Genomic DNA, 10850 nt, shown 5'->3' with positions numbered 1-10850 from the left:
TTCATGATCTGCCGGTGCAGGCTGGTGCTGGCGGCAAGCTGCCAGGCCGCGTCGTCGAAATGCTTCTCGCTCGGTGAGCGGCTGGCGACGATCAGGTTGGCGGTGAAATCGACCACGACGACGGGGTTGGGCACAAGCGCTGCGATCCTGCCTGCAAGCGAAGGCATCGAGCTTTCGGCCAGGGCCTGCTGCAGCAGCGACGTGTGTGCCTGGAGCGCCTGCTGGAGCCGTTCCGATGCACGCTTCTCCTCGCGCAGCTTGTGCTGTTTCTCGACAGCGATTTCACCGAGATGGACGATCATCCCGATGAAGGCGAGATCGTCGGCGCTGACGTCCATGATCTCTCGCGAGATGACGCTGAGCACCATCGGCCTTCCGGCCTCGTCGACGCAACTCATCGGCATTACCAGAACGCTGCGGTAGTCGCGTTCGAAAGCCTCTATGCGATAGCCAGGAAACTCCTCCGAGACCCGGGCATCCCTGATATAGACGGCCTCGTTGCGTTGCAGGGCGACGATCGACGGACTGGTGGCGAGTTCCCAGCGGTCGGGGAGCGACCGCTGGATCAAGGTCGGGTCATGGCGAACGATCACGTAAGCATGGCCATGCGGTGCGTCGATGCTCATGATCGACCCCATCGTCCATCCGGCATGCCGGCAGGCGGCCAACACCAGATCACGCAACACCGTGCTGAGATCGCCGCCTGAGTTGATCAGGCTGGCGGCGTCGCGTAACGACAGGATTTGCGACTGATGGTTCACTGGTGCGACTGTTCCGGCTGACCGATCTGTTCCTGTTGGCACTGCGAGCGCCGATATAAGCAATTCGCGGCCGAGTGAAGCTACACGTCTTCCGAGAGCGAGACATCCGGTTTTTCCTCGGAAGCAGAGGAAGACGCGTGGTGCGCGCCTTCCTAGCCTGGCCCTTTCGAGTTTGGGCAGGAAGGACCGTTGGCGCGAATGGAAATCAGGAAAGTCTGCACCTTCATCGACGAGGTTCTGATCGAGGGCGGCAAGGTCGCTGGTAAACCGGTCACATCGATCGTCGTCGCCGCCGTGTTGAAGAACCCGTGGATGGGACGGGGCTTCGTCGAAAACCTTCGCCCCGAGATCATCGACATCGCTCCCAGGCTCGGCGCCGAACTTACGCAGCGGCTGACCGCCTTGATGCCGCCGGCCGAGATCGAATCCTACGGCAAGGCCGCGGCCGTCGGTATCAATGGCGAAATCGAACACGCCTCGGCGCTGATCCACACGCTGCGCTTTGGCAATCTGTTCCGCGATGCCGTCGGCGGCTCCACCTATCTCGAATTCTGCAACACCAGAAACGCCGCGGGGGCGTTGTTGTCACTGCCAATGATGCACAAGAGCGAGAACGGGAGGCGCTCGCATTTCATCACCGCGAACTTCCAGATCGCCGATGCACCGGGTGCCGATGAAGTGCTGGTTGCCATTGGTGCAGCCAACGGCGGACGCGTTCACGCCAGGATTGCCGACAGGTTCCAGGATATAGCGGAAATGGACGCGGAAAACGGCTCCTCCTGATAATCGGAGTCGTGTCAGGTCGTAAACCGGCCAGCCTTTGTCCTGTCTTTCAAGCGCGCCATTGCGGGACATTGGCTGCGAAAGGCCTTCTACAAAGCGGGGTGGCTCCTGGGAAGGGGGACCTTGTTTCGTGCAAGGAGCCGACCTATTCTAGGCTCCGTCGCGAAAAACAACTGCCTGACCATTGTCACCTTCGTCAGGCAGGTGAGTACACGTCAACTGTGCACAGCACGGTTCGGCCAGCGTCTCCGAGAGCAACCGCCCGACGAGAAGTCGGGCTCATGGCAACCGTCATTCCGACGGATGCATTGGAGCGCTAAAAATGCGAAATCATATTGCAATCATTGGTGCGGGCCTTGGTGGCCTCACGCTTGCCCGCGTTCTTCATGTCCATGGCGTTTCAGCCACGGTCTATGAAGCCGACGCCTCCTCTGCATCGAGAGCGCAGGGGGGACTTCTCGACATTCACGCATACAACGGTCAGCTCGCCCTCAAATCCGCAGGTCTGTTTGACTCGTTTCTTCAGCTCGTCCGTCCTGGCGAAGATGCAAAACGGATTGTCGACAAGGACTGTCATATCTTGTTCGACAGGCCGGGCAGCCACAGCGGCGAGCGTCCTGAAGTGGACCGGGGCGAGCTTCGCAAGATGCTCATCGATTCGATCCCGGCCGATATGATCCATTGGGACCATAAGGTCACGTCCGTGGCAGCTACCGAGGACAATCGCCATGAGATCACCTTCATGGACGGCTCAAAGGTGACCTGCGACCTTGTCATTGGGGCCGATGGCGCGTGGTCGAAGGTCCGTCCACTGCTTTCTGATTCAAAGCCGGCCTACACGGGAACGTGTTTCGTCGAGACATTCCTTTTCGATGGCGACACGCGCCACAAGGCGAGCGCAGAGGCGATCGGCAGCGGCACGCTGATGGCCGTTGCGCCCGGCAAAGGTATCCTGGCGCATCGCAATGCCGACGGAAGTCTGCATGTCTACGTCGCCTTGAACAAACCGGAAGACTGGATCGCTTCGATCGATTTCAGTGACGCTGAAGCTGGGTTGGCTCATATCGCCGGGCAATTCGAAGGATGGGCTCCGCAGCTGACTGCCCTCATCACGGACTGCGACACCGATCCAGTGCTTCGACCGATCTATGCGCTCCCGGTTAGTCATCGCTGGAGCCGGGTGCCAGGCGCAACTTTACTCGGCGATGCCGCGCATCTGATGTCCCCATTCTCTGGCGAAGGCGCGAACCTCGCCATGCTTGATGGCGCGGAGCTTGCCCAGGCGCTCCTTGCCTATCCTGATGAGATCGAAGCCGCACTCACTGTCTACGAAAAGAGACTCTTCCCACGAAGCGGCAAGGTGGCCCAAGAAACCGAGCAGAACCTAAAGCGGTTTTTTGACGACACCGCACCGCAAAGCGTGGTCGATCTGTTCAGTGCGATGCAGGCATCGGCGAAGTAATCGCACTGGGGCGTGACTCGTTGAAGTCCCCGACAACACGACCGGTCGGAGGCCCAGGAGCACATCTGGGCTCCGCGGTGATACCGGCGGAATCTGGAAGGAGGTCCAATGCGAAGCGGGCTCGATCTAAGCGGTATCCGGCGCAACCGCTACCCCGTTGTTCAGAGATATCGCACAGGGGATACAGCCTGAGTCACCTGATCTTCGGCCCTGCCGCCCGCCAGTTCCGAGAATAGCCGGGCGCTTGTGGGTCCAAGGGTAAATCCCTGATGGCCGTGACCAAAATTGCACCAGAGGCCGGGGATTTTGGGAACGGCGCCAACTACCGGAAGCATGTCTGGCATGCATGGCCGCCAACCTGCCCAGGGCTCAGGCTCGACGGCTTCACCGAAATCGATCACCTCGCGCGCCATACGTTCGGCTCGGGCCAGTTGCCAAGGCGTCTTGGTCGACGCGAAGCGGGCAATCTCGGCGCCCGTGGTCAGTCGAAGCCCTTGACTCATGGGGCAATAGAGGGCCGCGGCGGCAACATCGAACAACGGCCTGCCTGGAAGGCGATCGGCTTTGTAGTGCCTGTGGTAGCCCCGCTTGCGTATCATGGGCATGGAAACGCCCAACGGCCTGAGGAGGGATGGCGACCAGGCACCGAGCGCAATGACGATGTTTTCAGTGGCCAGGCGTCGCCCGTTCCGCAAGTGGACGTGCCAGCCGGAAGCAGGCTGCGTCAGTGACCGCACTTCTTCTTCCAGCAGGGTGCCGCCGCGGCGGCGAAAAAGCGCTGCATACGTCGCGACGAGCCCGCCCGGATCAACACAACTTCTGCTTTGTTGCCAATGCACGGCACCCGCGAAATCCCTCTTCAGGCAGGGCTCCTCACCTCTCAACGCCTGATTGGTCAAGATGCGCGACTGAACACCAAAGTCCTTTCTGTAGCGTTCCGCCTGCGCGGCGTCCGTATCGAGCTCACGGGCCTCGCGATGCATCTGGATGTAGCCGCGTCTGACGAACAAGTGTTCTGCGCCGGCTCCGGCAATCAGCTTGTCGTGGTCCGCGGCGCAGTGGCCAATCAACTGCCTATAGATATGGGAAATTGTCCGATATCTTATCGGGGCAGAGTTGAGATAGTAGAGCGCGAGTGGCAGTGCCGCGGAGGGCAGAGCCGCCAGCTGGTACCTGACGTCGTTGCCCAACCCGAGTGCCAGACGCAGTACATCAAGCGCGGCCCGCGGAAATGCATAGGGCTCCATCACTTCGAGCTGGACAATCCCGGCGTTTCCGTAGCTTGCCTCCCTGCCCGGTTGCCGACGGTCAATGATGATGACCTCATGCCCGCCTTCTTGCAGGGCAAGTGCTGTCGTCACACCGACGATGCCGGCGCCGAGGATCGCAAACTCACTCATCGGCAAGTCAAACGCTACAGTCCTGCGCGATGACAGCTATTTCAATCAGCGCGTCGATGACCAACTCGCTAACCACAGTGACACGGACCGGCAGCGGATGGTGACTGAAGAAAGCGCGATACACCTGGTTGAAGGCGGAGAAATCGTCCTTGCGCACCAGGTAGCAGGTACAGGAGAGGATATCGCGTCGCGATAATCCACTAGTGCCAAGGGTGGCCTCGATCCGCCGCAGAACGTTTTGGGTTTGCTGCACAATGTCGCCGGAGATTTTTCCAGTGTCATCGAAGCCGAGTTCGCCCGAGAGGTAGACTGTATCGCCGGCACGGCGAAGGTTTGAGAACGGCAGTGTGGAAGCGGTCATGACAGGTCCTTGGAAGGATCGGCGCGGCGGCGCTCTTTTGGGTTCGCTAGCGAGCAAACAGGTTCTGCCGTCGCAGGACGTTAATACAGGATGGAGCCCGCTCCGAGGCGAGCAGGCTTCCAGTTCCAGCGGCAATCAACGAGAGGTCGTCTCCGCGCCCTTATCCATGGAGAAACTGAGCTGGCTGTAGATCGCTCTGTCCTTGTCGAAATAGCGCGCCCATTCACGGTCCCCGAATGAGAAATGCCACCATTCGCCGTCAAATGGCGCAAAGCCGGCGCGAAGCATGCAGAACCTGAGCGTCTGTCGATTGCGCCAGTGCTCTCTCTTGATGAATGGCGAAAAGACGTAGGTGTCCGGGCAATCCTCGCCCAGTTCAGTGCCCATAGCGAGCGCCTGACCGTTCGATTGAATGATCCGGACGTCGACCGCGCCGCCGGTCGGGTGCCCTGCTACCTCCGGTACGGCCGAGAAACGGTGAGCCGCCTCCTTCAGCGCTTCACCAGACAGGGAGGGAGTTCTTTGCTGCACGTGCTGGATCTGATCCTGGAATTGCTGGCGCTGCACATCGAGATGCCGATAGCCACAGACAACCTCCAGGTCGTAATCTTGTGCGATTTCGCGGAGCGCGCGTTGCGCCACATCCAGCATCGGAACCACACGCGACCGGACGAAGATCTGGTCTCCCGTGTGTACTTTCATCGTACTGTCTACGGCGAGGACTTTGCCTGAGAACTCGGGGCCGATCGCAATCAGGGGCTCGTCATTGTCCTCCACCGGCACTGCGGCCAATTCCGTGTATGTCAGGAAATGCCGCTCAAGGGCAGCATAGCAGGCGTCCTGCGTGTTCATGTAATTTTGCTCCTCGCAATTCTAGATCAAGGGATGGTGACAGGCGGCTTGCTGTCCGCTGGCGATAGTCATCAGGGGCGGCAATAATTGGCGGCACAGGTCAGTGGCGCGTGGACAGCGTGCTGCGAATGAACAGCCGGGCGGGATATCATAGCCACTGGGGACTTCACCCGAAAGCCGGGCGACCTTGCGTCGTTGCTTGGGGTCGGGCTCGTATGTGCTGTCGAACAGGGCCTGCGTGTAGGGGTGGCAAGGCTTGGCGTTGCTCGCCATCACCTCGACCACACGGCCCAGATACATGACAAGGACGCGATGGCAGAAATAGCTGACCAGTCCGAGGTCGTGGGAAATGAAGAGATAGGTAAGGTTCAACTCGCCACGCAGTTGGTCCAACAGCGCGATGATCTGCGCCTGTACCGAGACGTCCAGAGACGCTGTCGGCTCATCAAGCACAACAAGGGACGGCTTGAGCGCGAGAGCACGGGCAATGCCGACCCGCTGTTTCTGTCCGCCTGACAACTGGTGGGGATAGCTGTTGGCGACAGCACCACTGAGGCCAACCATATCCAGCAGCGAGGTCACGGTTGCCTCCGCCGAATCTGGCTTCACGCCCTGGATGCGGAAAGGCTCAAGCAACGCATCTCTTATCGAAAAACGAGGATCGATCGCCGAATATGGATCCTGGAACACCAGTTGCATGTGACGGCGCAACCGCCGCAAATTCCCCGCCGACAGCTGGGCGATGTCTTGCCCGTCGAAACGGACCTCTCCCGCGCTGGCCTCGATCAGCCGAAGCACCAGGCGGGCCAAGGTGGATTTGCCACATCCCGATTCACCGACGACCCCGACGATCTCGCCGCGTTGAATTTCGAAGGAGACATCGCTGACGGCGCGGAAGACGCGCGGCTTTCGAAACAGGGCCGTGTTCGTAAACCGGCAGCTGAGGTCCTTCACGGATAGAAGCTTGCTCATGCTGCTGTCACCAGATGGCAGGCGGTACCATGGCCTTCGCAATCACCGTGCAGTTTGGGAATTTCGGTCTGGCAGCGGACGACAGCAACCGGACAACGCGGACGAAAACGGCAGCCAGTCGGATAAGCCGCGGCGTTCGGTACCGTTCCTGGGATGGCGCTAAGGCTACCTCGCACCATGCCGAGGCGAGGAATGCAGCGGATCAGGGCTTTTGTGTAGGGATGGCGAGGATTTTCAAAGATCCGCTCCACCGCACCGGACTCAACTATCCGCCCGCAATACATGACAGCCACCCGATCGCAAGCGTGTGCCACGATGCCCATGTCGTGCGTTATGAGGATCAGCGCCAATCCGCGCTGCTTTACGAGATCCACGAGGATCTTGATGATTTGCGCCTGCACGGTGACGTCGAGCGCGGTGGTCGGTTCATCCGCAATCAGAAGCTGCGGCTCGCCGGCTAGCGCCATTGCGATGACAATGCGCTGCTTCATGCCGCCGGAGAGCTGAAAGGGATAGAGATCGTAGACGACAGCGGGATTGGGTATCTGCATGTCCGTCATGAGAGCCAGACTTCGTGCGCGGGCGGCCTTACGGTCGACCTTAAGATGAAGGCGCGATGACTGGTCGATCTGGGGGCCGACCCGTATCATCGGATCGAGCGACGTCATCGGGTTCTGCGTTATCAACGCAATCTTTCCGCCACGCAGCCGGCGCATGCGCTTTTCCGGCAGGCCCACCAGATCGATGCCGTCAAACGCCATGCGACCTGAGCTGATCCTCGCACCGATGCGTGGCAACAGGCCCATGATCGCTGTCGCCGACAGCGACTTGCCAGACCCCGACTCGCCGACCACGCCGAGAATCTCGCCACGATCGATACCGAAGGTGACATCATCGACAGGCGAGAAGGCGCCGAAACCGATCTGCAGTCGTTCCACAGCAAGAAGCATTTTCATGCGCCCTTTGGTTTGGATCGGACATTGAGCGCCCCAATCAGAGCGTCGCCAAACAGGTTCAGGAAGATGACCGTCATGGCCACGGCAAATCCCGGAAACAGAATCACCCATGGGGCGATGAAGAGCTGCGCCGTCCCGGAACTCATCATGGCGCCCCAACTCGGCGTTGGCGGCTGCGCGCCCAGGCCAAAGAAGCCGAAAGTGGCTTCGAGGATGATGGCATCGCCCGTGGCAAGGATGGCGGCGACCAGCACGGGAGCAAGCACATTGGGCAGAAGGTGGGAAAACAGGATACGAAAGTGCGTGGCGCCGAGATTTCGGGTGGCTTCGATATAGGTTTCGCCGGTGAGCGAGATCACCTGGGTGCGCGTCAGCCGGGTGAATTGTGCAAGGTAGGCAATCGCCACCGCGCAGACGACGCCGCCGAGTCCCGGCCCGACGACGGCGACCAGCATCAAGGCTATCAGTATCTCCGGAAACGACCAGGTAAGATCGACTGCCACCATCACGATCCGGTCCAGGGCTCCACCGAAATATCCACACGCGGCACCGAGGAATAATCCCAGGAGCAGCGACAGGCCAATCGCCGTGGAACTGACGGTGAGCGAAGTGCGAGCGCCGAAGATCACACGCGACAGCACGTCGCGGCCCAACTCATCGGTCCCCAGCAGATGGCTCGTCGATGGCTGCTGGTTCATGATGGAGAGGTTCTGCTGGGAATCGCCATAGGGCGCCAACCATGGGGCGAGAAGCGCCGCGCTAATCAAAAGCAGCAGATAAACGCCCGCGACACACCCTTTTGGCGTGGCAAATGCGGACACAAACGCGGTGTATCGTTTGCGGGTCACGACTGGGATCTCCGCTGGCGAGGGTCAATGAAGGCTTGAGCGACGTCGCCCATGAGGGTGCCCAGGATGACAGCCATCGCAAGCATCAGCAGACAGCCTTGAACCAGCGGATAGTCACGCTGGTTCAGCGCGCGGATCAGCAGGCTGCCCAAACCGGGGCGAGCGAATACATATTCGGTCGTCACGGCGCCGCCGATGATCCAGCCAATACGCAGCCCCAGAATGGTCACGACAGGCAGCATGGCATGGCGCAGAACATGCCGGATCTGGATACGCCACGGAGACAGCCCTTTGGCGTACAGCAGGGTTACGAAGTCCTGGCTGGCCGTCTCGACCATCGCGATCCTGGTGATGCGCGCCACCAGGGCAATGCCACCAAGGCTGGTGGCAAGGACCGGCAGGATCAACGAAGTCCAGGACCGCACGCCGGAAACGGGAACCCAGCCAAGCCAGACAGCGAAGACAAGGATCAGGAGCAGGCCAAGCAGAAAACTTGGCAGGGTCGCACCAAGCAAGCTCAATGCGCCTATCGCCTCGTCGATCCGCGTGCCTTGATAGCTGGCAGCGAGCGCACCGGCGACAATCCCGACCAATGAAGAAAGGACAAGCGCCGCCACGCCGAGCTGGAGGCTGTATGGCAGGTTTTGCAAGATGAGATCGCGCACCGGCCGAGCTTGAAGGATCGAGGTGCCAAGATCACCTTGCAGAAGGTGGAACATCCACAGCAGATATTGCTCGATCAGGCTGCGATCCAAGCCGTATTTGACAACCAGTTGCGCGCGCTGAGCCGGCGAAGAGCCGGCCCGCACCAGATTGTTGATGGGATCGCCCGGGACGAAGTGGACGACCATAAAGACAAGAGCCGAGACAACCACAAAAATGGGCAGGAGCAACAGCGTCCGCTTCAGGAGATATGCGGCCATGGACCAGGTCGCCTACCCGACCGCTTTCAGGTCGAGAACCGTCTGCTGCATGATCTCCGCCCCACGGATGGCTTCGGGAACCGACAGCATGTCGCTGTTGTAGGCTATATTCTGCGCGGCCTCGTGGATGGGTATGAAGACGAACTGGCTAAGGATATATTCATGCAGTTTTTTGAAATTAGCGACACGCTCGTCCCAGGTCTTGGACTTGTGCATTGCGATTTCGTTGAGCTCCTCTGAGCGCGGATCGTCCCACATCGATACGTTTGGGAAGGGAATGCGTTTTGCGCTGAACTCCCAATCGAGTTCGTCCGCATTGTTCCAATCGTAGTGATTGACGACAAACTGGTGTTCGCCCTTTTTGAGTTGATCATCCAGCGAGGCTTTATCGAACACAGCGATATCGACCGCCATGCCAACCGCCTTGAGCTGAGCCTGCACAATTTCGGCAATCCGCTTGTATTCGGTCTCGCCTCTCGTCCAGAGGCTGACCGCCAGCGGTGCCCCGGCCTTGTGACGGACGCCATCGTCGTCGCGAACCCATCCGGCCTCGTCGAGCAGATGGTTGGCTTTTTCCGCATCGTAGTGGATCTCAAAATCCTTGCCGACCCGCGATTCCGCGAGCGAGGCGATAAGAAATTGGTGCGACTCTGTTCCGATGCCGTTGTAGACGCCTTGGAGGATGGCAGCTTGATCAACAGCCAGGGCTGTCGCCTGACGAATCTTGATGTCGGTGAACGGCTCCTTGCGAACGTTGAACTTGATTGTGGTGACGCCGATGCCGGGCAGGGTCCGGAACTTGATGCTCTTTTCAGCCTGCAACTGAGGGAGAAATTCGGTAGGCAGGCCAAGCAGCATGCCAACCCCGCCGGTCTTCAGTTCCAGGAAGGCTGTCGAAGCATCCGGAATCTCGCGCAGTGTCAGACGCTTGATGCTTGGCGGCCCCTGATTTTCGGAGAGCGGATTGGGCCAGGCATAATCGTCATTGCTGACTAGCACGGTTTCCTGGCTGATGACGAAGCTCTCAAGCTTGAAAGGCCCGGTTCCCACAGCTTCCGTCACGCCGTAGCCGTCACTCACTGCGTCATAGGACTTCGGGCTCGGGATTCCCATGAACACGTTCGCCAAATAATAGATGAGATTTGGCTCTGGCCGCTTCATGATGAACCGGAACGCATGGTCATCGATGATCTCGACGTGGTCGATGGCGTCGACCATGAACTGATTCTCGGTGCCCGCGTATTTCGAGATCCACCACGGGATCGTGTGCGCGTTGAAGGGCTCGCCATCGTGGAACTTGACGCCCTGACGCAATGTGAAGCTCCAGCTCATCCCGTCCGGGGAATTTTCCCAAGATTGCGCGAGATGCGGATGGTAGGACTGATCGGCATCCATCTCGATCAGCCTGTCGTAGATCAAATAGGCTCCAAGATTGAGATAGGTGCCGCGGATCGGGTCGTAGTTGGGGCAGCCATTGCTGCTGCTGCCAAGCACCAGCACAAGCTCGTCCTGCGAGGCATGCGCAGGAGGAG

11 protein-coding genes are annotated in these 10850 nt (G+C 59.7%); 2 read left to right on the top strand and 9 right to left on the bottom strand.

Annotated elements, in window-relative coordinates; translation table 11 throughout:
* Positions 1-761 (bottom strand): GAF domain-containing protein (locus EN884_RS11650; protein WP_164894979.1); only part of this gene is annotated, 761 nt, incomplete at its 3' end.
* A gap of 198 nt (positions 762-959) precedes the next feature.
* On the opposite strand from EN884_RS11650, the gene EN884_RS11645 reads away from it, so the two are divergent.
* Together EN884_RS11645 and EN884_RS11640 are read left to right on the top strand one after the other, a co-directional pair.
* Positions 960-1544: an amino acid synthesis family protein gene (locus EN884_RS11645; protein WP_063170692.1), complete on the top strand. Its 585-nt coding sequence runs from the start codon at positions 960-962 to the stop codon at positions 1542-1544.
* A gap of 322 nt (positions 1545-1866) precedes the next feature.
* Positions 1867-3006 carry an NAD(P)/FAD-dependent oxidoreductase gene (locus EN884_RS11640; RefSeq protein ID WP_063170693.1) on the top strand — a complete coding sequence of 380 codons (1140 nt, stop codon included), beginning with the start codon at positions 1867-1869 and terminating at the stop codon, positions 3004-3006.
* A 161-nt stretch (positions 3007-3167) separates the two neighbouring features.
* Here the strand turns inward: EN884_RS11640 and EN884_RS11635 are convergent, their stop codons facing one another.
* The 8 genes from EN884_RS11635 to EN884_RS11600 all read right to left on the bottom strand — a co-directional run.
* Complete coding sequence (locus EN884_RS11635) at positions 3168-4406, bottom strand: FAD-dependent oxidoreductase (RefSeq protein ID WP_063170886.1); 1239 nt, start codon at positions 4404-4406, stop codon at positions 3168-3170.
* 7 nt (positions 4407-4413) lie between these two features.
* Complete coding sequence (locus EN884_RS11630) at positions 4414-4767, bottom strand: RidA family protein (protein WP_063170694.1); 354 nt, start codon at positions 4765-4767, stop codon at positions 4414-4416.
* A 135-nt stretch (positions 4768-4902) separates the two neighbouring features.
* On the bottom strand, positions 4903-5619 hold the full coding sequence (locus EN884_RS11625; protein ID WP_063170695.1) for a M15 family metallopeptidase: 717 nt from the start codon (positions 5617-5619) through the stop codon (positions 4903-4905).
* Between the two features lie 21 nt (positions 5620-5640).
* Positions 5641-6573, bottom strand: a complete 933-nt coding sequence (locus tag EN884_RS11620) for an ABC transporter ATP-binding protein (RefSeq protein ID WP_245491923.1) — start codon at positions 6571-6573, stop codon at positions 5641-5643.
* 14 nt (positions 6574-6587) lie between these two features.
* On the bottom strand, positions 6588-7547 hold the full coding sequence (locus EN884_RS11615) for an ABC transporter ATP-binding protein (RefSeq protein ID WP_063170697.1): 960 nt from the start codon (positions 7545-7547) through the stop codon (positions 6588-6590).
* Positions 7544-8395, bottom strand: a complete 852-nt coding sequence (locus EN884_RS11610) for an ABC transporter permease (protein WP_063170698.1) — start codon at positions 8393-8395, stop codon at positions 7544-7546. Before EN884_RS11610 ends, EN884_RS11615 begins: the two co-directional genes overlap by 4 nt.
* Complete coding sequence (locus EN884_RS11605; protein WP_063170699.1) at positions 8392-9318, bottom strand: ABC transporter permease; 927 nt, start codon at positions 9316-9318, stop codon at positions 8392-8394. Before EN884_RS11605 ends, EN884_RS11610 begins: the two co-directional genes overlap by 4 nt.
* 12 nt (positions 9319-9330) lie before the next feature.
* The coding region (locus EN884_RS11600) for an ABC transporter substrate-binding protein (protein WP_245491922.1) at positions 9331-10850 on the bottom strand (1520 nt) is incomplete at its 5' end.

Source organism: Mesorhizobium sp. M7A.F.Ca.AU.001.01.1.1 (assembly GCF_004022735.1).
Taxonomy (GTDB): Bacteria; Pseudomonadota; Alphaproteobacteria; order Rhizobiales; family Rhizobiaceae; genus Mesorhizobium; species Mesorhizobium ciceri.
This window is presented reverse-complemented; position numbering and strand designations above follow the sequence as displayed.